The organism is Rhodoferax ferrireducens, from assembly GCF_003347515.1.
Lineage (GTDB): Bacteria > Pseudomonadota > Gammaproteobacteria > Burkholderiales > Burkholderiaceae_C > Rhodoferax.
In genome coordinates this window covers 21,176-42,014 of the sequence record NZ_QEII01000303.1, presented here as the reverse complement: position 1 = coordinate 42,014, position 20,839 = coordinate 21,176, and the positions used below count along the sequence as shown (strand labels likewise).

Sequence of the window (20,839 nt, the reverse complement as noted above, 5' to 3'; positions counted from 1 at the left end):
GGTCTGAAACCTGTTGGAGACTCTGATGGACGTACCGCCCCCGACCCAAGAACTCCCCGTGCCCTCCGGCGCGGCGCGGCCGAAGCTCAACCGGATGTTTCGCCTCCAGTGGGAAGAAGTGCAGCAGGCCCATGTGCTGCTGTATCCCGAGGGCATGGTGCAACTGAACGCATCGGCCGCCGAAATCATCCGGCGCTGCGATGGGCAGACCACGGTGGATGTGCTGGTAGCGGATCTTGAAGCGGCGTTCCAGCAGCCAGGCCTTCGCAGCCAGATCGAGCAGCTGCTGGCGCAGGCCTATGCGCGCCGTTGGCTGGTCTAGCCATGATGCCGATCCAAGCCCCTGATGCGGCGATCGTCAACGCCGTCAAGCCGCCGTTTTGGTTGCTGGCCGAGCTGACCTACCGCTGCCCGCTGCACTGCGTGTTTTGTTACAACCCGACGCAGCACGCCGCCGTGCAGGACGAGCTGAGCACCGATGAATGGATCCGGGTGATGCGCGAAGCGCGCGCCATGGGTGCCGCGCAACTGGGCTTTTCCGGCGGTGAACCCCTGGTGCGCGACGACCTTGAAGTGCTGGTCCAAGAGGCCCACCGCCTGGGCTTCTACACCAACCTGCTGACCTCGGGCGTGGGGCTGACGGAGCCGCGCATCAAGGCCCTCAAGGAAGCCGGGCTGGACCACATCCAACTCTCCTTCCAGGACTCCACGCGCGAACTCAACGATTTTTTGAGCAGCACCAAAACCTTCGAGCTCAAGCGCCGGGTCGCCGCCCTCATCAAGGCCTATGACTACCCGATGGTCATGAACGTCGTGCTGCACCGGCACAACCTGCCGCATGTGGGCACCATCATTGACCTGGCGCTGGAGATTGGCGCGGAGTACCTGGAGCTGGCCAACACCCAGTACTACGGCTGGGCCATGCTCAACCGTGACCATCTGTTGCCCACGCACGAGCAACTGCGCGAGGCCGAAGCCGTGGTGAACGACTACCGCACGCGCATCGGCTCCCAATGCCAATTGCTGTTCGTGGTGCCTGACTACTTTGAAGAGCGGCCCAAGGCCTGCATGAACGGCTGGGGCAGCGTCTTCCTGACGATTGCGCCCGACGGCCTGGCCTTGCCCTGCCATAACGCGCGGGACTTGCCGGGGCTGAAATTTCCCTCGGTGCGTGAGCAGTCGATTGCCGACATCTGGCACATCAGCCCCGGCTTTAACGCCTTTCGTGGCGAGACTTGGATGAAGGACCCCTGCCGCACCTGCGACGAGCGGCACAAGGACTTTGGCGGCTGTCGCTGCCAGGCCTATTTGCTGACGGGCGACGCCGCCGCCGCCGATCCGGTTTGTTCCAAGTCACCCGATCATGAAAAAGTGGTGTCGATTGTGCGGGCTGCTGCGGTGCGGACGGCGGACGAGCCTGCCCGTAGCGCCGACTGGCAACCCCTCGTCTTTCGCACGGACCGGAACTCGCGCGCGCTCAGCGCCGCGCTGACGCTGCCGGATATTGGCTGAAGCGTCCGGTCCTGGCGAAACGGTCCAGGGCTGCGCGCATGGCCTGCGCCATGGCCGGGTGAAACGGATCATGACCGGCGCCGTCCACTGTGAGCCAGCCACTGCCTGCCAGCCATTCCTGCACGCGTCGCGCGTGGACTGGTGAACACACCTGGTCTTCCCGGCCGTGCAAAAACTGGATTGGCAAATCCGACAGTTCGGGCGCATCCCGGCCCAGACTTGCTTCATTCAACCAGCATTCATGCTGCAGGTACCAGGCTTGCACGCGGTAGCGGTCACACAAGGCGTCCAGCTGCGCCGCAGAGGGCTCGGACAGACCTTGCCCGGCGTCTTGAGCCGGGGCCGAGGCCGGCGCGGAGCGGGAGGACTCCCACTCCCACCACGCACGCGCGGCCGCATGCCGTTCTGATACCGAGGCATCCTCCAGCTGCGACGCCCATTGCCGCCACGGCCGACCCGCAAAAAACGCTTCGATGTGCGATGCCGCAGGCCAAAAAAAACCGCGCAGCAACAAGCCCGTGACCTGCGCCCGATGTCGGGTGGCGTAGGCCAGGCCCAGCGTGGCGCCCCAGGAGCCGCCGACCAGCAGCCACTGCGCCACGCCCAGCGCGTGACGCAGGCGTTCCATGTCCGCCAGCAGGTGCGCCGTGGTGTTGTGGCGGCATTCCCCGCGCGGCGTGCTGCGGCCGCAGCCGCGCTGGTCAAAGGCAATGATGCGAAATTGTTCGGGGTCGAAAAAAGAGCGCAGGCGCTCGCTAAAGCCCGAGCCGGGCCCGCCGTGCAAGACCAACGCCACCGGGCCGTCTTGTCGGCCCCACTGCTCGTAATAGAGGCGGTGACCGTCACAGGCCGGCAGCCAGCCCTGGTCCCAGGCCGGGGGTGAAGAAGGTGAGCGCGAGTTCATGCCGTCAATGGACTGGCCTCAGACTCAGGGCTTCATAGCGGGGGTACAGATGCGCCACATGCGCGTGAATTCGGTCGCAAATGCGGCCCAGCCAGGTCAGGTACTCGCGGGTCTGCTGCAGGGCCGACGCGTTGGCGCGCACCGGCCCATGGCTTGGCACGACCTGGCGCAGCCGGTTCCCCGGCAGCACGGCACGCAAATCGGCTTCCAGCTGGCCGAGGCTGTCAAGCCATTGCGGGATGTTGGCATGCGGGGTGGTGGGAATGCGCTCGGCAAAGGCCAGGCTGCCGACAAAAGCCACGCCGCTGTCCAGATCCAGTAACACCAGATCCGAGCCCGTGTGTCCCCGGTAAGGGTCAGCGGCACTAGTGACCGGCAAGTTGGCGACCAGGGGGCTGACCGCCGGCGGCGTCTGCGCCCAAGCGGCCAATGGCCCGAGCCCGGCCATAAGCCCGGCGAACAAAGAGATGAACTGGCGTTGTGTCATGCGGGAACAATCAAAGCACTATCCACGGGAATAAGCAAGTGACGTGCCGCCGACTCAGCCCGCCTTGCGGGGTCCGCCGCGTTGCCGCCCCTGCTGGTGTTTGGCGGTGACTACAACATGATCCGCCACGGTGTGACGGTTCAGTCGTGGAAGCAGATCGACCTAGAAAATTGAGTGCAGCGCTTATGTAATCTGCGCAAGTAGCCAGCAAATAAATAGTGAATCCAATTTCTCTGAAATGCATATTCACCGCAAATCAGGCGAGTGGATTAGTTTTTTTAAGGGCTGGGAGACGTCGGAAACGGGCGTAGCTCACGGTGTGGGCTAGTGGCCCGCGAAGGACTATTCCCTTTCAGGTGATTCACCTGGGTGTTGAGCCATTGGGTTCCGATACATGTATATTAGCGGGAACTAATTTATTCGGCTGTGGTCACATTGCGGGATGTGATGCCGCCGGGTTAACGGGTCCGCCGCCCTCTCTTCAGATGTAGCTGGATTGGGTTCATTGGTCTTTGCGGACATTTAATTGGAAAAAGCGGTTGGACAAATCGCAGCTCACCCAGCTCCCTTTCAAGCTCAAAGCAATACGACATGCCAGCAAATAGAACGTTCGGAAATATTGTGGAAGTTTTCAGAAAACTGTGGTTTCTTGACCCGCGCTCAGACACGCTCTTCATCAACGATATTGCAGTTCGCATTCGTGCCGGCTTGCTGCTAATTATTCCCTTGTACATGGGTTTTACGTTGTACGAGGCCATTTATGGATCTCATTGGATCGTCACTGGTAATGCGATCAAGGATACGTTCGATACGGATTTTGACGGCCACACTCTTTACAGCGTCGAAGCCATCCGGCGTACCTTGGATTATTCGAAGCAGACGATGCTGCTTTGCTTCGCACTGTTCGAAATGCTTTCGGGAATGTTCGCCTTCACCGCCCGATTTTCCCCCACCGTTCTAATCAGCAGCTTTCTTGCCAAAGGTCGTGCGCCCGTTTGGAAGCCCCTGACACCTAAGCGTTTCGCCTGGTCCATCGGTGCCAGCTTTATCTCGGTGTGCCTGGTCTTTTTCAATCCGGAGGTGTTTGCCGGCTGGGTCAACTGGGCGCTGGCGCATGAGGTGCTCCCGACCACCCAAAACTACCTGCCCAAATGGATTCCTCTGGTTCTCGTGTGGGTGTGCGTCGGGTTTATGTGGATGGAAACAGTGCTGGGGTTTTGCGTTGGCTGCAAAGTTCATTCCCTGCTGGTCAAAGTCGGCCTGATGAGAGATGAGTGTGAGGCTTGCAACAACCTGACCTGGAATGCCAAGGCCTGAGATGCTCACTTTCAAGATTGGCAAAACCGCATGCCCCTTCAAGCTCGACATTCAGATTAAGAAACGTTCAGGTTTTCAGGAAATAACCTTTCTTGTCGATCTGCGCTAGATCGGAGGAGAACAACTTGGGCTTCCCCCGTTTCCGGGACGGTTGGCTGCGGTCGTCCAGGAAATGGGCAGAAGTCTTCTCTTCGTTGGCGTAGATCTTTAGTGTCTCTTGCCATATTGGATTAATCTATTTTGAAGGACTGGACTCGATGAGCATGCCGCTGATAATCGACGAACTTGATTTCCTGCAATCGCTGGTCGGCCTGGATCAGCACCCGCGGATCATCGAATTGGGCTGCGGTGCCGCACAACTGTCGCGCCAGTTACTAGCTCGGTGCCCAGCCTGCGAAGTAACCGGGCTGGATGTGGACGAACGTCAAAACGCCAAGAACCTGCTCAATCCGCAGGGGCGGCTGAACTTCGTGCAGGCCGGTGCGCAATCGATCCCGTTTGAGGCAGCGCGTTTCGACCTGGCGCTGATGCTGAAGTCTTTGCATCATGTGCCTCTGGATCAGTTGAGCCAGGCGCTGGCGGAGGTGCGCCGTGTACTGCGACCCAAAGGTCTCCTTTATGTTTCGGAGCCCGTGTTTGCCGGAGCGCTGAATGAGGTGATGCGCCTGTTCCACGACGAGGAGGTTGTGCGTGCTGCAGCCTTGCGCGGGGTGCAGGAAGCGGTGTCTTCGGGCGCTTGGGATCAGATAGCCGAGATGTTCTTCGACATGCCGGTGCACTACCGCGATTTTGCGGAGTTCGAGCAGCGCATGATCGGCGTAACGTTTGTCAATCATCGGCTTGATGCCACCACTTTGCAGGCGGTGCGTGCGCGCTTTGAAGCGCACATGAGGGCAGACGGGGCACACTTTGTGCGACCCATGCGTGTCAACTTGCTACGTAAGCGCTAAGCAGATTTCAGGCTGCAATCGGGAACTGAAAGCGGAAGTCCGCTTCATACGGCAGGAGCGGTCATCGCGACGTACCCCACTGAGTGAGCGCCATGGAGCCACCAGTTCGAGAATCTCTACAGCCGCAGACAGTCTTTATGTTGTCCTTCATCCGCGCCCTTTTCACCCCTCCAGCGGCAGCCTGTCGACACACCAAAGCCCAGCCGGTGCAGGCAGGGCGGATCAGTGGAGCGTTTTGTAAATAAAATCCGCCTCTAGCCCCCGTGTAATAAGCGCAAGCAGCTATCAAATAGAGAGTGGCTTCAGCAGTTCCGCCAGATCGCCTTCGCTGAACAGCGGCTGCTTGCGCGCGGTGGCGCCGCTGTACATGCTCTCGCTCAGCGCCGCCTTGCGTTCCTGCAAGGCCAGAATGCGCTCCTCGATCGTGCCCTGCGCCACCATCTTGTAGACAAACACGCTTTGCGTCTGGCCGATGCGGTGGGCGCGGTCGGTGGCTTGGGCCTCGACGGCCGGGTTCCACCATGGGTCGTAGTGGATCACGGTGTCGGCCTGCGGCAGGTTCAGACCGACGCCGCCGGCTTTCAGGCTGATCAGGAACAGCGGCACCTGGCCGCTGGTGAACTGCTCGATCAGGGCATCGCGCTTCTGGCTCTGGCCGGTCAGCTTGACCCAGGGGAGATTGCGTTTTTTCAGCTCGGCCTCGATCAGGGTGAGCATGCTGGTGAACTGCGAGAACAGCAGGATGCGGCGGCCTTCCGCCAGCATCTCGGGCAGCATTTCCATCAGCTGCTCTAGCTTGGCCGAAGTCTTGACTGTTTTCGCCGCCTCCAGCTTCAGCAGCTGCGGGTCGCAGCAGACCTGGCGCAGCTTCAGCAGCGCGTCCAGGATGGTGATTTGCGATTTGGCCAGGCCCTTGGTGGTCAGGGCCTCGCGCACGGTTTTTTCCATGCCGAGGCGAATGGTTTCGTACAGGTCGGCCTGCTTGCCCGACAGCTCGACGCGCATCACGGTCTCCACCTTGGGCGGCAGTTCGTTCGCCACCACGGCCTTGGTGCGGCGCAGCATGAAGGGTGTGATGCGGGCGCGCAGCTGGGTCAGGCGATCCGGGTCGCCCTGCTTCTCGATGGGGGTGCGAAACAATTCCTTGAAGCGGGTCTGGCTGCCCAGAAAACCCGGCATCAAGAAGTGGAACAGGCTCCAGATTTCGCCCAGGTGGTTTTCCATCGGCGTGCCCGATAGACACAGGCGATGCCGGGTCTGCAGCTGACCCACCACCTGTGCGGCGTGGGTGCTGGCGTTCTTGATGTTTTGCGCCTCGTCCAGCACCACCAGATGCCACTGGGCCTCCAGCCAGCGTTCGCGGTCGCGTTGCAGCAGCGAGTAGGGCGCAATCACGACATCAAACTGGCCCATGCTGTCGGCCACGGCGTGGCGTTCCTTGCCGTGCAGCACCAGGCAGCGCAGCTGCGGGCAGAAGCGCTCGGTCTCGCGCTGCCAGTTGCCCATCAGGCTGACCGGCGCGATGATCAGGGCCGGGTGCGTCAGGCGGCCGGCATCTTTTTCGATCTGGATGTGGACCAGGGTTTGCAGGGTTTTGCCCAGACCCATGTCGTCCGCCAGAATGCCGCCCAGGCTGTGTTCGCGCAAAAACTGCAGCCAATTCACGCCTTGTTGCTGATACGGGCGCAGGCTGGCTTGCACGCTGGCGGGCACCGGCACCTCGGGCAATTCGCTGTGGCCGCTGAGCTGTTGCACCATGTCGCGCAGCGCCTGCGCGCCTTCCCACACCGCGCCTTCGCCCAGGGCGGCGCCGGTGCGCAGCGCATCCAGCCGCGAGAGTTTCAGGCTGTCGCCGGTGAAGTCATGGGATCGGTCACCGACCAGGTCCAAGAGCGCGGCCATCCAGGGTTTGAGGGCATCCGTGGGCAGGCGGATAAAGCCTTTGCCCTGCAGCGACGGCAGGTAGACAAAGGGCGGAATTGTCGGCAGGCCGGTGTCCGGGTCCAGCGGGCTGGCGGCGGCGGCGGCGATCAGCTCCGGTAGCCAGGGCAGGATGTTGTGGCGCTGGCCGTTGATCTCCATGCCCAGCGACAGGTCAAACCACGGCGAGGTGGCGCCTTCATCCCCGTCTTCGCCTTCGGGCCGCAGCTGCACGTCGAGCGTGTCGGCGTGGGTGATCCAGTCTTTCAGCGCGTCGTCCAGCGTCACCTCAAAACCGGCCTCGCGCAGCACCGAAAAGCCGTTGTCGGCCCAGTGCAGCCAGTCCTGCTGCGGGCCGTCGCCGGGGATGCCGAACAGGTCTTTGGTGGCGGACATCAGGCCCAGGTCATACAGGCGGGTGATAGCGTCGAGCTCGGCTTCGGCGTCGCGCTGCAGCAGCAAGCGACCGTCTTTACTCTCGATCAGCACCGTGCTGCCCTGGCCGGCCCACCAGCCGCGGTGTCCGGCGTAGTCAAAACACAAGCGGGCCTGGATCAGGCCCAGGTCCGGCGCGTCTTGCGGCGGCGTCAGAGACAGCTGCAGGCAGGCGGTGGGCGTGATACCTTGCAGGGTAGTCAGGGATTGCAGCACCGGCGGCAAGGGCAGCGCGCCCAGGCGCTGCACCAGCGCCGCCTGGTGTTTTTGCAGGGCCGAGGGTTTGAGCGGCGGGGCTTTCAGCAGCACTTCCAGTTGCGCCGCCGGGATGTTATCGGCCTGCACCGGGCCGCACAGGCCGAGCGTGGCGTCCAGGTACAGCGGGGGACTGTTCAGGCACAGCTTGGCGGACGAGTCGGCCAGTTTGGCGCGCAAGGACCAGCCGGGCTCGCTGGCTTGGGCGCTGCTGACCTCCTGCCATTCCCAGCGCAGCGCCTGCGCCGGACCCCATTGCACGGCGTTGCCGGGGCCGCCGTTGCCATCGTCCAGAAACAGGCGCCCGGTGCTGGCGGCCTGCTGCAGCACCATCAGTCCCGCCTGGCCGCCCGGAATGACGCTGGCGCTGAAAGAGTAGGTATAGCGGTAGGTGTCGGGCATGGCGCGCAGCAGTTGCAGCACTTGCCGGTCCACGTCCGTGGCCTGGTCGTACACCGCCTGGCCCTTGTAAGGCGCGGTTTTGACGGCCTTGGGTTTGGCCCAGCCGCCGGTGACCTTGCGGTAGGACACGACGGCTTCAATTTGCAGCCGGGGCGTCGGGCCGTGCGCGCCTATCACGGTGAGCAGATAGAGGAATTGCTCGGGCCGGGGATTGTCGGTTTCACTGCGCACGCCGCTGGCCTTGTCCAGCTCCTGCAGCCAGCGAAGCAACTCGCCCTCGGCCTGCACCCGGGCTTTTTCCTGGGCCTGGGCCAGCGCGGACTGGCGGGCGGCCTCGACTTGTTCCGGTGTAGGCGGGGCGAGTCGGCTGGTTGACGCGCCGTGGTGAGTCGCGCTGCCGCCGAGCAGGTGCAGGCCCTGGTAAGCGGCTTTCAGCATCAGCGCGACGCCGTGTTTGCACTGGCTGCCGACCGGGCATTCGCAGTCGCTGTCCCAGTAATCCACCTGGCCGTCCGGCATCAGCGCCATCTCGATCGACACCTCGTAGGGCTCGCGCAGGCTGCCCTGCACCTCGCCCAGCAGCAGCCAGTGGTCGTGCAGCGGCTCGATGTCCAGGCTCAGCACCTTCTGGCTGCGGTACAGCATCAGGCCGCGCGTCCAAGGGCCGGCCTCGGTCAGGGCCTGCAGCGATTGGGGTTGGAACCAGAGACCTGGAGCCAAGGGAGAATTTATAGTCAAATAAGGCTCCAGCCCTTATCTAATATGCGCAAGCAGCTATTGAAAGCGTAGCGTTTTTAGGCGATGGGCGTGCCCAGCGCGTGGCCGGCCTGCTGGTCGGCGTGGTAGCTGGAGCGCACCATGGCGCCGACGGCCGCATGCTTGAAGCCCATTGCGTAAGCCTCGGTTTCGAACATCTTGAAGGTGTCGGGGTGCACATAGCGTTTGACGGTCAGGTGCGACATCGAGGGCGCCAGGTACTGGCCGATGGTCAGCATCTCGATGTTGTGGGCGCGCATGTCACGCATGACTTCCAGCACTTCTTCGTCCGTCTCGCCCAGGCCGACCATGATGCCGCTCTTGGTGGGCACGTTCGGGTGCAGCGCCTTGAATTTCTTCAGCAGGTTCAAGGAGAACTGGTAGTCGCTGCCGGGGCGCGCTTCCTTGTACAGGCGCGGCGCGGTTTCCAGGTTGTGGTTCATCACGTCCGGCGGTGCGGCCTGCAAGATCTTGAGCGCGCGGTCGTCGCGGCCGCGGAAGTCGGGTACCAGCACCTCGATCTGGGTGCTGGGCGAGAGCTCGCGGATGCGCGTGATGCAATCGACAAAGTGCTGGGCGCCGCCGTCGCGCAAGTCGTCGCGGTCGACGCTGGTGATCACCACGTATTTGAGCTTGAGCTGGGCCACGGTCTTGGCCAGGTTTTCGGGCTCGTTCACATCCAGCGGGTCGGGCCGGCCGTGGCCGACATCGCAAAACGGGCAGCGCCGCGTGCACTTGTCGCCCATGATCATGAAGGTCGCCGTGCCCTTGCCGAAGCACTCACCGATATTGGGACAGGACGCTTCCTCGCACACCGTGACCAGCTTGTTACTCCGCAGCACGTCCTTGATTTCATAAAAGCGGGTGGTCGGCGAGCCGGCCTTGACGCGAATCCACTCGGGCTTTTTCAGCACCTCGCCCTGCACCACCTTGACCGGGATGCGCGACAGCTTGGCCGCCGCCTTCTGTTTGACCAAGGGGTCGTAGCCGGCTTGCGGCTGGGCATCGCGCACCGTGGGATTGGCGGCTAGATCGTCGTGGCTGTGGCTCATGGTGCGTAGCTTCTTGTAGGGCGGCGTCAGGGCGCCAGGTAGTTTGCGAGCTTGTGGCTCAGGACGTCGGCCGCTTCAGTCCAGCCGACGGAGACACCAATTGTAGAAAGGTCTACCGTTTGCAGCCCGGAGTAGCCGCAAGGGTTGATGCGCGAGAAGGGTTCCAGGTCCATCGCCACATTCAGCGCCACGCCGTGGTAGGTGCAGTTGCGGCTGACTTTGATGCCCAAAGCGGCGATTTTGCCCAGGCCAGTGAAGTCAGGACTCGTGGCTGAATGATGGTCCTTGCTGGGGCGCTGGGGCAGCATGGCGTGCGAACCCGGATCCTCCAGGCGCACGTAAATGCCGGGCGCACCGCCGACGCGATGCCCCGTGACGCCAAAAGCGGCCAGCGTGCGGATGACGGCCTCCTCGATGCGGTACACATATTCCTTGACGAAATAGCCGGCGCGCTTGAGGTCGAGCAGCGGATACGCCACCACCTGGCCGGGGCCGTGGTAGGTGACCTGGCCACCTCGGTTGGTTTGCACCACCGGAATATCGGCCGGGTTGAAAATATGTTCCGCTTTACCGGCCAGCCCCTGTGTATAAACCGGTGGATGCTCGCAAATCCATAGCGCATCAGGCGTCTCAGCCGTGCGCGTGGCGGTGAAGGCCTGCATGGCTTCATAAGTCGGCAGGTAGTCGACCCGGCCGAGGTTTTGGGTTGCAAGGCCCACGGCGGTTTACAGAACGACCTTCACCATCGGGTGCGTCGATAGCGTCCGGTACAGCTCATCGAGCTGCTCGCGGCTGGTGGCGGTGACGGTAATGGTCACGCCCAGGTACTTGCCGCCCTTGCTCTCGCGCAACTCGATCGTGCTGGCATCGAACGTGGGATCGAACTGGTGGGCGATCATGGAGATGGCATGCACCAGACCATCGACCTTGACGCCCATGACCTTGATGGGAAACTGCGAAGGGTACTCAATGAGCGACTCATTGCGCGGGATGTCGGGATTGATGGGTGTAGACACGGGCGTTAAAAGTAGTAAGAGTGAATGAGGCGGGCGGTGTCAAGGCAGGAGAGCGTCTGCGGAGCCCAGATCGGCGGGTGCAAGCCGCGTCTGCTCTTTGGCCTGCTGGTAAGCCGCATACAGCCGGGCGTAGACCGGACCGGGCTGGCCGTTACCGATGGGGCGGCCATCCAGCGTGGTGATGGCCAGCACTTCTTTGGTGGCGGACGACAGGAGCAACTCGTCCGCGTCCAAGACTTCGTCGCGGCTGATGCGGCGCAATTCAAAGCTGATGCCTTGGGCGCGACAGAGGTCTTCTATCAGGCCGTAGCGAATGCCTTCCAGCACCAATTTATCCTTGGGCGGACCCATCACCTTGCCGTTTTTGACGACCCAGACATTGCTGGCCGCGGCTTCGCTCAAAAAGCCATCACGAAACATGACGGTCTCCAGCGCTCCGGCGTCAAAACTGATCTGTCGGGCAAACACAGCGCCCAACAAGCTCGTGCTTTTGATATGCGCTTTCTCCCAGCGGAAGTCGTCCGCCGTCACGCAAGCCACGCCCTGGCGACGCTGGGCCGCGTTGGGGAGCTTCATTACATTGGCCATGACGAACACGGTCGGCGTGATGTCCGTGGGCATGACGTGGTCACGCATGGCCACACCACGGGTGACCTGGATGTACACCAATTGGTCTGTGCTCTGGATGCTGGCGCCCGTGGCGTGGGCGTACGAGGCGACTAGTTTAAGAGCCAGCTCCGCCCATTGGGCATGCGTCATCGGATTGCCAATGCGCAGCTCGGCCAAGCTGCGGTCGAGCCGTTCCATGTGCTGCGCAAACCGGAACAACTGACCTCCATACACCGGCACGACTTCATACACGCCGTCACCAAAAATGAAGCCACGATCCATGACGCTGACCTTGGCGTTGGGGAGTTCGGTGAACTCGCCGTTGAGGTAGCAGGGCAGGGGTGGGAGTGAGTGCATATGTGAATTATCGCCGGGCAGGGCTAAAAGCCACGGGTTTCTACGTATAATCTGAGGCTTTGCGGCATCCGTCGCCCGTACCTCACGTGTAACCTGCGTGTAATTTGAGATGTCGATAATTACGCCTGTTTCCGAATTTGACTCAGATGAGTCCGAAGAGCTGGAGTTCAAGCGGCTGAGTGCCGAAGAGGCGCAGGCCTTGCGAGAACTTCACCCGTCGGTATCACCTTGGCGGATCGTGAGTTTGCAGTTTGCGGTGGGTGTCCTGGTGGCTTTGGCGGCCTGGGGGTTCACCGGCAAGCCGAGCATGGGTTGGTCTGCCGCTTACGGTGCGCTGGCGGTGGTGATCCCCGCTGTGCTGTTTGCGCGAGGTCTGATGAGTCAGTTCTCGTCCATGAATGCGGCGACCGCTGGTTTTGGTTTTTTTGTATGGGAAGCGGTGAAGATTGCCGCGAGTGTCGGGATGCTTTTTGCCGCCCCGCAGTTGGTTGCAGATCTGGACTGGTTGGCAATGCTGATTGGTCTGATCGTGACCCTGAAGGTTTATTGGGTGGCGCTGTTAATGCGTCCGAAACGAAAAACAAAGTAAAGAGTTAACAATGTCCGCAGAAGCCATGTCCGCAGAAGCCAGTGCTCCGACAGCTAGTGAATATATTGTTCACCACTTGACGCATTGGCAAAACAAGCCACAGACCGAAATCGTAGATTTCTCCGTCTTCAATATCGATTCATTGTTCTTCTCGATTCTGCTGGGTGTGCTGGGTTGCTTCTTCCTCTGGAAGGCAGCGCGCACTGCAACATCCGGTGCCCCGGGCCGTTTCCAGGCTGCGGTTGAAATCCTGATTGAAATGGTGGACGGCCAGGCCAAGGCCATTGTTCACAATGCCAAGAGCCGCAAGCTGGTCGCTCCCTTGGCGCTGACCGTGTTTGTGTGGATTTTCCTGCTCAACGCGATGGACTTGCTGCCGCTGGATTTGTTGCCAACAATCTGGGGCTGGATCTATGGCGCAGCTGGCCACGATCCGCATCACGCTTACCTGCGTGTGGTGCCCACCGCCGACCTGTCGGTGACCATGGGTCTGTCGGTTTCCGTTTTGTTCATCTGTCTTTTCTACAACATCAAGATCAAGGGTGTGGGCGGTTGGGCGCATGAGCTGGTGTCCGCACCGTTCGGCACCAGCAAGAATCCGATTTTTGCCGTCATTCTGGGTGTGATCAACATCGCTGAACAGCTGATCTCCTTCGTGGCCAAGACCGTTTCGCATGGCATGCGACTGTTTGGCAATATGTATGCGGGCGAGTTGGTGTTCATGCTGATTGCCTTGCTGGGTGGTTCGTGGGCTTTCTCTGCAGAGCCTGGGAGCCTGATGCTTTTGTTGCTGCACGTGGTGGCGGGTTGGGCGTGGGCCGTGTTCCACATCATCATCATCTTGTTGCAGGCATTTGTGTTCATGATGTTGACCTTGGTCTACATCGGGCAGGCGCACGACGCGCATTGATTTTGCGCATTAATTTGCGCTCTGATTTTCGGTTTGTTTTTGTTTTTATCTTTTTAGTTTATTAGGAGTGAATCATGGAAGTTATTAGTTTTGCTGCGTTGGCTGCTGGTCTGATCATTGGTCTGGGCGCTTTGGGTGCTTGTATCGGTATCGGCATCATGGGTAGCAAGTACCTTGAAGCAGCTGCACGTCAGCCAGAACTCATGGGCGAACTGCAAACCAAGATGTTCGTGTTGGCTGGTCTGATTGACGCCGCGTTCATTATCGGTACCGGTATTGCTCTGTGGTTCGCAACTGCCAACCCATTCCTCGCTCAAATCGCACGTTTGGTTAAGTAAACCTTTCCTGCAACATCTCGTTGAAGGAGATTTACTGTGAACATTAATGGAACTCTGGTAGCGCAAGCCATCGTCTTCGCATTGCTGGTGCTGTTCACGATGAAATTCGTGTGGCCGCCCATTGCGACTGCATTGGATGAACGTGCCAGCAAAATCGCCGACGGCCTCGCGGCCGCCGACAAAGCCAAGTCCGAGCTTTCCTCCGCCAACAAGCGCGTGGAAGCCGAATTGGCCAAGTCGCGGACTGAGACCACGGCCCGCCTGGCGGATGCCGAGCGTCGTGGTCAGGCCATCGTTGAAGAAGCCAAATTGAAGGCAACCGAGGAAGGCAACAAGATCATTGCTGCTGCCAAGGTTGAAGCGGAACAGCAAACCGTCAAGGCGCGCGAGGCACTGCGTGAGCAAGTGGCTGCGCTGGCGGTCAAGGGTGCCGAGCAGATTCTCCGCAAGGAAGTCAATGCCGGTATTCATGCTGATTTGCTTGGCCGTCTGAAGACTGAGCTGTAAGAGGACAATCATGGCTGAACTTGCCACCATTGCCCGCCCTTACGCCGAAGCCTTGTTCAAGGCTTCGTCATCAGACTTGAATGGTGCGGCTGTCTGGGTTGAAGAGTTGAAGGAAATTGCGGGAAATCCGCAATTGGTTCAATATTCTGACAATCCCAACGTGACAGCTGACCAGGTGTTTGATGTGATTGCCGGTGTGGCCCGCGTGGCTTTGCCGGAGATGGCCAAGAACTTCTTGCGCACCGTGATTGAAAACGGTCGCTTGAATGCTTTGCCAGAAATTGCCGAGCAGTTTCGCGTGTTGAAGAACGCTCAAAGCGGCTCGGCCGACGCGGTGGTCTACAGCGCGTTCGCCATTGACAGCGCCGCCCTGGCTGATCTGGCCGTTACGCTTGAAAAACGATTCGCTCGCAAGCTCAACGTGTCCGTCGAATTGCAGCCCGAGTTGATCGGTGGCATTCGTGTGGTGGTGGGTGATGAGGTTCTTGACTCTTCTGTCAAAGCCCGTCTTGAACAAATGAAAATGGCCTTGACGGCTTGAGGCGCAAGCCTCTCGCTGTCAGCCCAATTAACGAAAGAAGGAAAGAGTCATGCAACTCAATCCCGCAGAAATTTCTGAACTGATCAAGAGCCGTATTGAAGGCCTGTCAGCCAGCGCCAACATTCGCAATCAGGGTACGGTCGTGTCCGTGACTGACGGCATTTGCCGCATTCATGGCCTGTCGGACGTGATGCAGGGCGAAATGCTCGAATTCCCCGCTGACGCCGATGGTCAACCCAGCTACGGCTTGGCGCTGAATCTTGAGCGCGACTCCGTGGGTTCCGTGATTCTGGGTGCTTACGAGCACATTTCCGAAGGCGACATTGTCAAGTGCACGGGTCGTATTCTGGAAGTGCCCGTCGGCCCTGAGCTCAAAGGCCGTGTGGTCAATGCGCTGGGTCAGCCGATTGACGGCAAGGGTCCGATCAACGCCAAGATGACCGATGTGATCGAAAAGGTTGCACCTGGGGTGATTGCACGTAAATCGGTGGACCAGCCGATGCAAACCGGCCTGAAGTCGATTGACTCCATGGTTCCGGTCGGTCGCGGTCAGCGCGAACTGATCATTGGTGACCGTCAGACCGGCAAAACTGCCGTGGCCATTGACGCGATCATCAACCAGAAGGGTCAGAACATGACCTGCGTTTACGTCGCGATTGGCCAAAAAGCCTCTTCCGTCAAGAACGTGGTGCGTGCCTTGGAGCAAGCCGGCGCCATGGAATACACCATTGTGGTGGCTGCTACGGCTTCCGAGTCGGCCGCCATGCAATACGTTAGCGCTTACTCCGGTTGCACGATGGGTGAATATTTCCGCGACCGTGGCGAAGACGCACTGATTGTGTATGACGATCTGTCCAAGCAGGCCGTGGCCTACCGTCAGGTGTCCTTGTTGCTGCGCCGCCCACCAGGCCGTGAAGCCTACCCCGGCGATGTGTTCTATCTCCACAGCCGTCTGCTGGAGCGTGCCGCTCGTGTCAATGAGAAGTATGTTGAAGACTTCACCAAAGGCGCTGTGACGGGTAAGACCGGTTCATTGACCGCATTGCCGATCATTGAAACGCAAGCCGGGGACGTGTCCGCCTTTGTGCCGACCAACGTGATTTCGATTACCGATGGCCAGATTTTCCTGGAAACCTCATTGTTCAATGCCGGTATCCGTCCTGCGATCAACGCTGGTATCTCGGTGTCCCGCGTCGGTGGTGCAGCCCAGACCAAGCTGATCAAGAACTTGTCCGGTGGTATCCGTACCGACTTGGCTCAGTACCGTGAATTGGCTGCGTTCGCGCAGTTCGCGTCTGACCTGGACGAAGCCACCCGCAAGCAGTTGGATCGCGGCGCCCGTGTGACCGAGTTGCTCAAGCAAGCGCAGTACAGCCCGCAGCCCATCAGCATGATGGCGGCCACGTTGTTTGCGGTGAACAAAGGCTTCATGGACGATATCGAAGTCAAGAAGGTCTTGGCATTCGAGCACGGTTTGCATGCTTATCTCAAAGACAAGCACGCTGCGTTGCTGGCCAAGCTGGAAGCCGCCAAGGCCATGGACAAAGATGCTGAAGCTGAAATGACAGCAGCAGCAACGGCGTTCAAGAAGTCTTTTGCTTGATTTGCATCTGACGGCACAAGGAGTCATTCATGGCAGCAGGTAAGGAAATACGCGGCAAGATCAAATCGGTGGAGAACACCAAGAAGATCACCAAAGCCATGGAAATGGTGGCGGCCAGCAAAATGCGCAAGGCGCAGGAGCGCATGCGCGCCGCCCGCCCTTACAGCGAAAAGATCCGCAACATTGCGGCCAATCTCGGTCACGCCAATCCTGAGTACGTGCACGCTTTCATGAAGACCAACGACGCCAAGTCGGCGGGCATGATTGTGGTGTCCACGGACAAAGGCTTGTGCGGTGGCATGAACACCAACGTACTGCGCGGTGTCACCAACAAGCTGCGCGAGTTGCAGGCGGTGGGTGTCTCGACGCAGGCGGTGGCGATCGGCAACAAAGGTTTGGGTTTCCTGAACCGCATCGGTGCCAAGGTGGTCTCGCATGCGACGCAACTGGGCGACACGCCGCATCTGGACAAGCTGATTGGTCCGGTCAAGGTGCTGCTGGATGCTTATGCCAAAGGCGAGGTGAATTCGGTGTACCTGTGTTACACCCGCTTCATCAACACCATGAAGCAGGAGCCTGTGGTGCAGCAATTGCTGCCTTTGTCGGCCAGCGTGATGCAGGCCGAGGCGCAAGCCAGCGAAGCGACGACCGGCACCAAGCATGGTTGGGATTACATCTATGAACCCGATGCGCAGACCGTGATTGACGATTTGCTGGTCCGCTACGTGGAAGCACTTGTGTACCAGGCTGTGGCCGAGAACATGGCATCCGAGCAATCGGCGCGCATGGTGGCCATGAAGTCAGCGACAGATAACGCCGGCAGCGTGATTGCCGAGCTCAAGCTGATCTACAACAAGACGCGTCAAGCAGCGATTACGAAAGAACTTTCGGAAATCGTCGCGGGTGCAGCAGCGGTGTGACCATGCGGTCACCTGCAGCGGTTTAAACGAATTTATTTTTGGAGCAAAAAATGGCTCAAGTCCAAGGCAAGATTGTTCAGTGTATCGGTGCGGTGGTCGACGTGGAGTTTCCGCGTGACAAGATGCCCAAGATTTATGACGCGCTCAAGATGGATGGCTCCACTTTGACCCTCGAAGTGCAGCAGCAGCTGGGTGACGGCATCGTCCGCACCATTGCGCTCGGTTCTTCTGACGGTCTGCGCCGCGGCATGGTTGTACAAAACACCGCGCAAACCATCATGGTGCCGGTGGGCAAAGCGACTTTGGGTCGCATCATGGACGTGCTGGGTGCTCCTATTGACGAGCGCGGCCCGGTTAATTCCGAACTGACGGCCTCCATTCACCGCAAGGCGCCGTCTTACGACGAACTGAATCCGTCCCAAGAGCTGCTGGAAACCGGCATCAAGGTGATTGACTTGATTTGCCCGTTCGCCAAGGGCGGCAAGGTGGGTCTGTTCGGCGGTGCTGGCGTTGGCAAGACCGTGAACATGATGGAACTCATCAACAACATCGCCAAGGCGCACAGCGGCTTGTCCGTGTTCGCCGGTGTGGGTGAGCGGACCCGTGAAGGTAACGACTTCTATCACGAGATGGCCGACTCTGGCGTGGTGAACCTCGAGAACCTCGAAGAGTCCAAAGTGGCCATGGTGTACGGCCAGATGAATGAGCCCCCAGGCAACCGTCTGCGCGTCGCCCTGACGGGTCTGACCATTGCCGAGTCCTTCCGTGACGAAGGCAAAGACGTGCTGTTCTTTGTGGACAACATTTACCGCTTTACTTTGGCCGGTACCGAAGTGTCGGCGCTGTTGGGTCGTATGCCTTCCGCTGTGGGCTATCAGCCTACGCTGGCGGAAGAAATGGGCCGTTTGCAAGAACGTATCACTTCCACCAAAGTGGGTTCCATCACGTCCATCCAGGCCGTTTACGTCCCTGCCGATGACTTGACCGATCCATCACCTGCGACTACCTTTGCCCACTTGGATTCCACCGTGGTGCTGAGCCGTGACATCGCTTCGCTGGGTATTTACCCCGCAGTGGACCCGCTGGATTCCACCAGCCGCCAGCTGGATCCGCTGGTTGTGGGCCAAGACCATTACGAAACCGCCCGCGCCGTGCAAGGTACGCTGCAGCGCTACAAAGAACTGCGCGACATCATTGCGATTTTGGGCATGGACGAGTTGGCGCCGGAAGACAAACTGGCCGTGGCACGTGCTCGCAAGATCCAACGTTTCCTGTCCCAGCCCTTCCACGTGGCTGAAGTGTTCACCGGCTCGCCTGGCAAGTACGTCAGCCTGGCCGAGACGATTCGCGGCTTCAAGATGATTGTGGCCGGCGAGTGCGATCACCTGCCAGAGCAAGCGTTCTACATGGTTGGCACGATCGACGAAGCGTTCGAAAAAGCCAAGAAGGTCTAAGGATCGTCAATATGAACACCATCCACGTTGATGTGGTCAGTGCCGAAGAGTCCATCTTCTCTGGCGAGGCGCGTTTTGTGGCCTTGCCCGGTGAAGCCGGCGAACTCGGCATTTACCCGCGCCACACACCGCTGATCACGCGCATCAAGGCGGGTTCGGTGCGTATTGAAAAGGCCGACGGCAGCGAAGAGTTCATCTTTGTGGCCGGTGGCATTCTGGAAGTTCAGCCCAACTGCGTCACGGTGTTGACTGACACCGCCATTCGCGGCAAGGATCTGGACGACGAGAAAGCCAATGCCGCCAAGGCGCTTGCTGAAGAAGCGCTCAAGAATGCCAAGGGCGAGCTTGATATCGCCCGTGCGCAGTCTGAACTGTTCGTGATGGCAGCGCAGATTGCAGCGCTGCGCAAGTACCGCCAGAAGAAGTAAATCGGAAATCAGCGGCTCTGCGGCCGTTGAAGAACCGAGCACTTTCAAAGCCCTGTTCTGCGAGGATCAGGGCTTTTGTCGTTCCGGGGTCAGGCGGCTCAACCTAACGCTGACGCCCGCACTGGCCTCAAGCCAGCTCCGGCGAATCAGGCAGTTCATTCGGGTTGCGCTGTCCCGCCGACAGCGGGAAGTGCTGTACCAGCAGGGCTGACACTTCTTCCAATGCCTGGGTCAGTCCGTCCTCAAAATGGCCGTGCTGAAAGGCGCTGCGCATGCGGGAGACCATGTCCTGCCAGAGTTGCGGCTCGACCACGTCGTTGAGTCCCCGATCCGCGACGATCTCAATGGCGTGCTCGGCCAGCAGCAGGTAAATCAGGACGCCATTGTTGTTGGCCGTATCCCAGACGCCCAGTTGGCTGAACACGGCCAAGGCCCGCTGCCGGATGATTTCTTGAATGGGGGCATCGCGCCACAGATAGCCTGGCGGCAGGGCTGCCTCGACAAAAATACGAACTTCGCCCGAATGACGTTGCTCGCTGGCCGCCACCCGCTCTTGTAGCCGCTGCTGCATGTCCGGTGGGATGGCGCGTCGGGTGCTGGACGCATCCAGCCAGCGATGTTTCAGAACTCTTTGGATACGGCTCAGCATCACCATTTCCCCGAGGCGCCGCCGCCGCCAAAGTCGCCGCCACCGCCCGAGCTAAAGCCACCGCCTCCACCTCCCCCGCCGCCGAAGCCTCCGCCCCAGCCGCCACCGGAACCCCGCCCAGAGCCGAAACCTGTGCCGAGATTGCGCGCGGCACTTGAAAACAGGGCGAATAAAAGGGCCACGAAAGCCGCCACGCCAGCGATCAACAGGCTGGAGGTAACGACCAGCGCAAGCGCACCGACCGCGCCGCCCGTGGCCAAGGCGCCGAGTTTGGGCCCCAGAATGCTGCGCGCCACCCCGGCCACCACGGGAACGGCAATGAACGCAAAGATGAGGAGATCCATCCACTCAAAACCGGCCTTGCCACCGCCGGATTCCGCAGCCGGCGCAGGCAAGGCCTCGCCGGAGATTAGTTTGAATATTTGGTCGACGCCCGCGTTCAGGCCGCCTGCGAAGTCGCCCTGCCGGAAACGCGGTGTGATGGCCTGCTCGATGACGCGTTTGGCTGCCAAGTCGGGAATGGCGCCCTCCAGCGTTTTCGCGACTTCAATCCGGATGCTTCGGTCATTCTTGGCCACCACCAACAGCAATCCGTCGCCGATTTCCTTGCGCCCGATTTTCCAGGTGTTGGCCACCCGGTTGGCGTAGCTGACAATGTCCTCGGGTTGTGTCGTGGGCACCAGCAACACCACGACTTGCGCGCCGCGGCTTTGCTCAAAGGCGTTCAGCTTGCTTTCGAGTGCCAGCAGCTGTTGTGCGTCCAGCGTACCTGTGCTGTCCATGACATGGGCGTTCAGCGCCGGAACCGCCAACTGTGCAATCGCCGGTGAGAGGGTCAAAAATAGGCCAAAAACCAAAGCGCTCAACGAACAAAGCAAAGCAAGCACGCGATCCGGCGACCCTTGCTGCACAAGCATTTTTTTCATGG

General features: G+C 60.1%; 22 protein-coding genes. 13 read left to right on the top strand and 9 right to left on the bottom strand.

Annotated elements, in window-relative coordinates:
- Positions 1-25 precede the first annotated feature (25 nt).
- Positions 26-322 (top strand): pyrroloquinoline quinone biosynthesis peptide chaperone PqqD, encoded by a 297-nt coding sequence (gene pqqD, locus C5P05_RS23395; RefSeq protein WP_114972266.1) that lies wholly within the window; start codon positions 26-28, stop codon positions 320-322.
- A 2-nt stretch (positions 323-324) separates the two neighbouring features.
- Positions 325-1,512, top strand: coding sequence for a pyrroloquinoline quinone biosynthesis protein PqqE (gene pqqE / locus C5P05_RS23390; protein WP_114972265.1), 1,188 nt, complete (start codon positions 325-327; stop codon positions 1,510-1,512).
- On the opposite strand, the gene C5P05_RS23385 is transcribed toward pqqE, so the two are convergent.
- Both C5P05_RS23385 and C5P05_RS23380 read right to left on the bottom strand, forming a co-directional pair.
- Positions 1,478-2,416 (bottom strand): alpha/beta fold hydrolase, encoded by a 939-nt coding sequence (locus C5P05_RS23385; protein ID WP_114972264.1) that lies wholly within the window; start codon positions 2,414-2,416, stop codon positions 1,478-1,480. The genes pqqE and C5P05_RS23385 overlap by 35 nt on opposite strands.
- Before the next feature lie 4 nt (positions 2,417-2,420).
- Positions 2,421-2,903, bottom strand: a complete 483-nt coding sequence (locus C5P05_RS23380; RefSeq protein ID WP_157979439.1) for a hypothetical protein — start codon at positions 2,901-2,903, stop codon at positions 2,421-2,423.
- A 591-nt stretch (positions 2,904-3,494) separates the two neighbouring features.
- Between C5P05_RS23380 and C5P05_RS23375 the strand changes: the two genes are divergently transcribed.
- Positions 3,495-4,220, top strand: a complete 726-nt coding sequence (locus C5P05_RS23375) for a DUF4395 domain-containing protein (protein ID WP_114972262.1) — start codon at positions 3,495-3,497, stop codon at positions 4,218-4,220.
- Between the two features lie 263 nt (positions 4,221-4,483).
- Positions 4,484-5,170, top strand: a complete 687-nt coding sequence (locus C5P05_RS23370) for a class I SAM-dependent methyltransferase (RefSeq protein WP_332871364.1) — start codon at positions 4,484-4,486, stop codon at positions 5,168-5,170.
- A gap of 285 nt (positions 5,171-5,455) precedes the next feature.
- Here the strand turns inward: C5P05_RS23370 and C5P05_RS23365 are convergent, their stop codons facing one another.
- The 5 genes from C5P05_RS23365 to C5P05_RS23345 are packed head-to-tail and all read right to left on the bottom strand — an operon-like array spanning position 5,456 to position 11,972.
- Positions 5,456-8,920, bottom strand: coding sequence for a DEAD/DEAH box helicase (locus C5P05_RS23365; RefSeq protein ID WP_332871363.1), 3,465 nt, complete (start codon positions 8,918-8,920; stop codon positions 5,456-5,458).
- 56 nt (positions 8,921-8,976) lie between these two features.
- On the bottom strand, positions 8,977-9,990 hold the full coding sequence (lipA, locus tag C5P05_RS23360; protein ID WP_114972260.1) for a lipoyl synthase: 1,014 nt from the start codon (positions 9,988-9,990) through the stop codon (positions 8,977-8,979).
- 26 nt (positions 9,991-10,016) lie between these two features.
- The gene (lipB, locus tag C5P05_RS23355) at positions 10,017-10,709 is read right to left on the bottom strand and encodes a lipoyl(octanoyl) transferase LipB (protein ID WP_114972259.1); all 693 of its coding nucleotides are present in this window, start codon (positions 10,707-10,709) and stop codon (positions 10,017-10,019) included.
- A 6-nt stretch (positions 10,710-10,715) separates the two neighbouring features.
- Positions 10,716-11,006, bottom strand: coding sequence for a YbeD family protein (locus C5P05_RS23350; protein WP_114972258.1), 291 nt, complete (start codon positions 11,004-11,006; stop codon positions 10,716-10,718).
- A gap of 39 nt (positions 11,007-11,045) precedes the next feature.
- Entirely contained in the window at positions 11,046-11,972 is a 927-nt protein-coding gene (locus tag C5P05_RS23345) for a D-amino acid aminotransferase (protein WP_114972257.1), read from the bottom strand.
- Between the two features lie 199 nt (positions 11,973-12,171).
- On the opposite strand from C5P05_RS23345, the gene C5P05_RS23340 reads away from it, so the two are divergent.
- The 9 genes from C5P05_RS23340 (at position 12,172) to C5P05_RS23300 (ending at position 19,262) form a co-directional block, all read left to right on the top strand.
- Positions 12,172-12,561 carry an ATP synthase subunit I gene (locus C5P05_RS23340; RefSeq protein WP_332871362.1) on the top strand — a complete coding sequence of 130 codons (390 nt, stop codon included), beginning with the start codon at positions 12,172-12,174 and terminating at the stop codon, positions 12,559-12,561.
- A 25-nt stretch (positions 12,562-12,586) separates the two neighbouring features.
- On the top strand, positions 12,587-13,471 hold the full coding sequence (atpB, locus tag C5P05_RS23335) for a F0F1 ATP synthase subunit A (protein ID WP_114972382.1): 885 nt from the start codon (positions 12,587-12,589) through the stop codon (positions 13,469-13,471).
- Positions 13,472-13,545: 74 nt separating this feature from the next.
- Positions 13,546-13,809, top strand: coding sequence for a F0F1 ATP synthase subunit C (gene atpE, locus C5P05_RS23330; protein WP_114972255.1), 264 nt, complete (start codon positions 13,546-13,548; stop codon positions 13,807-13,809).
- A 36-nt stretch (positions 13,810-13,845) separates the two neighbouring features.
- Entirely contained in the window at positions 13,846-14,316 is a 471-nt protein-coding gene (locus C5P05_RS23325) for a F0F1 ATP synthase subunit B (RefSeq protein ID WP_114972254.1), read from the top strand.
- 10 nt (positions 14,317-14,326) lie between these two features.
- On the top strand, positions 14,327-14,857 hold the full coding sequence (locus tag C5P05_RS23320; protein WP_114972253.1) for a F0F1 ATP synthase subunit delta: 531 nt from the start codon (positions 14,327-14,329) through the stop codon (positions 14,855-14,857).
- Positions 14,858-14,906: 49 nt separating this feature from the next.
- On the top strand, positions 14,907-16,460 hold the full coding sequence (gene atpA / locus C5P05_RS23315; protein WP_114972252.1) for a F0F1 ATP synthase subunit alpha: 1,554 nt from the start codon (positions 14,907-14,909) through the stop codon (positions 16,458-16,460).
- A gap of 29 nt (positions 16,461-16,489) precedes the next feature.
- Complete coding sequence (atpG, locus tag C5P05_RS23310; protein WP_114972251.1) at positions 16,490-17,380, top strand: F0F1 ATP synthase subunit gamma; 891 nt, start codon at positions 16,490-16,492, stop codon at positions 17,378-17,380.
- A gap of 50 nt (positions 17,381-17,430) precedes the next feature.
- Positions 17,431-18,834 (top strand): F0F1 ATP synthase subunit beta, encoded by a 1,404-nt coding sequence (gene atpD, locus C5P05_RS23305; RefSeq protein WP_114972250.1) that lies wholly within the window; start codon positions 17,431-17,433, stop codon positions 18,832-18,834.
- Between the two features lie 11 nt (positions 18,835-18,845).
- Positions 18,846-19,262 carry a F0F1 ATP synthase subunit epsilon gene (locus C5P05_RS23300; protein ID WP_114972249.1) on the top strand — a complete coding sequence of 139 codons (417 nt, stop codon included), beginning with the start codon at positions 18,846-18,848 and terminating at the stop codon, positions 19,260-19,262.
- Between the two features lie 127 nt (positions 19,263-19,389).
- Here C5P05_RS23300 and C5P05_RS23295 read toward each other — a convergent pair whose 3' ends face one another.
- Both C5P05_RS23295 and C5P05_RS23290 read right to left on the bottom strand, forming a co-directional pair.
- On the bottom strand, positions 19,390-19,911 hold the full coding sequence (locus C5P05_RS23295; protein ID WP_114972248.1) for a TPM domain-containing protein: 522 nt from the start codon (positions 19,909-19,911) through the stop codon (positions 19,390-19,392).
- Entirely contained in the window at positions 19,911-20,837 is a 927-nt protein-coding gene (locus C5P05_RS23290; RefSeq protein ID WP_420130770.1) for a TPM domain-containing protein, read from the bottom strand. Before C5P05_RS23290 ends, C5P05_RS23295 begins: the two co-directional genes overlap by 1 nt.
- Positions 20,838-20,839 lie beyond the last annotated feature (2 nt).

What these genes read in the sequence shown, in the direction of transcription:
- atpD (WP_114972250.1), top strand. Translation starts at nt 17,431, where the DNA reads ATGGCTCAAGTCCAAGGCAAGATTGTTCAGTGTATCGGTGCGGTGGTC.
- C5P05_RS23345 (WP_114972257.1), bottom strand. Translation starts at nt 11,972, where the DNA reads ATGCACTCACTCCCACCCCTGCCCTGCTACCTCAACGGCGAGTTCACC.
- C5P05_RS23370 (WP_332871364.1), top strand. Translation starts at nt 4,484, where the DNA reads ATGCCGCTGATAATCGACGAACTTGATTTCCTGCAATCGCTGGTCGGC.
- lipA (WP_114972260.1), bottom strand. Translation starts at nt 9,990, where the DNA reads ATGAGCCACAGCCACGACGATCTAGCCGCCAATCCCACGGTGCGCGAT.
- atpE (WP_114972255.1), top strand. Translation starts at nt 13,546, where the DNA reads ATGGAAGTTATTAGTTTTGCTGCGTTGGCTGCTGGTCTGATCATTGGT.
- pqqD (WP_114972266.1), top strand. Translation starts at nt 26, where the DNA reads ATGGACGTACCGCCCCCGACCCAAGAACTCCCCGTGCCCTCCGGCGCG.
- atpA (WP_114972252.1), top strand. Translation starts at nt 14,907, where the DNA reads ATGCAACTCAATCCCGCAGAAATTTCTGAACTGATCAAGAGCCGTATT.
- C5P05_RS23385 (WP_114972264.1), bottom strand. Translation starts at nt 2,416, where the DNA reads ATGAACTCGCGCTCACCTTCTTCACCCCCGGCCTGGGACCAGGGCTGG.
- C5P05_RS23320 (WP_114972253.1), top strand. Translation starts at nt 14,327, where the DNA reads ATGGCTGAACTTGCCACCATTGCCCGCCCTTACGCCGAAGCCTTGTTC.
- C5P05_RS23295 (WP_114972248.1), bottom strand. Translation starts at nt 19,911, where the DNA reads ATGCTGAGCCGTATCCAAAGAGTTCTGAAACATCGCTGGCTGGATGCG.
- C5P05_RS23380 (WP_157979439.1), bottom strand. Translation starts at nt 2,903, where the DNA reads ATGACACAACGCCAGTTCATCTCTTTGTTCGCCGGGCTTATGGCCGGG.
- atpB (WP_114972382.1), top strand. Translation starts at nt 12,587, where the DNA reads ATGTCCGCAGAAGCCAGTGCTCCGACAGCTAGTGAATATATTGTTCAC.
- C5P05_RS23375 (WP_114972262.1), top strand. Translation starts at nt 3,495, where the DNA reads ATGCCAGCAAATAGAACGTTCGGAAATATTGTGGAAGTTTTCAGAAAA.
- C5P05_RS23300 (WP_114972249.1), top strand. Translation starts at nt 18,846, where the DNA reads ATGAACACCATCCACGTTGATGTGGTCAGTGCCGAAGAGTCCATCTTC.
- C5P05_RS23290 (WP_420130770.1), bottom strand. Translation starts at nt 20,837, where the DNA reads ATGAAAAAAATGCTTGTGCAGCAAGGGTCGCCGGATCGCGTGCTTGCT.
- pqqE (WP_114972265.1), top strand. Translation starts at nt 325, where the DNA reads ATGATGCCGATCCAAGCCCCTGATGCGGCGATCGTCAACGCCGTCAAG.
- atpG (WP_114972251.1), top strand. Translation starts at nt 16,490, where the DNA reads ATGGCAGCAGGTAAGGAAATACGCGGCAAGATCAAATCGGTGGAGAAC.